General features: G+C 49.1%; 1 protein-coding gene. It reads right to left on the bottom strand.

The window, feature by feature from the left end:
• Positions 1–191: hypothetical protein (locus E1189_RS25075; protein ID WP_230460077.1), on the bottom strand; the 191-nt coding region annotated here is incomplete at its 3' end.
• Positions 192–289: the final 98 nt, after the last annotated feature.

Below are 289 nucleotides of genomic sequence, written 5' to 3'. Positions count from 1 at the left end.
ACGTATCTGATGCACCCATCAAAATTGTCAAGACGAAATAGAGCCTGGGCTATTAATTCCACAACACGAGGATAGTGACGCGGGTCTTCTGAGTATTTTGTTGATAACGCCGCTGTTGCCACGAACACTAATGCGCTATTAGGGTTAGTTTCCAGAAGGCGGAAACCTTCATCTATGTCTGTGCCGTCCATATCAGGATCTGGCTGTCTGGGCAAATTTGCCTCTGCCTCTGCCCCTGTTTCTGTCGTTGTACTGGCTGACTCGGGACAGGGTATATGAGCCTTTCGGG

It is taken from the genome of Parendozoicomonas verongulae (assembly GCF_009711465.1).
GTDB classification, from domain to species: Bacteria; Pseudomonadota; Gammaproteobacteria; order Pseudomonadales; family Endozoicomonadaceae; genus Sansalvadorimonas; species Sansalvadorimonas verongulae.
The sequence above is the reverse complement of the archived record's forward strand: the minus strand, read 5'-3'. Positions and strand labels throughout refer to the sequence as shown.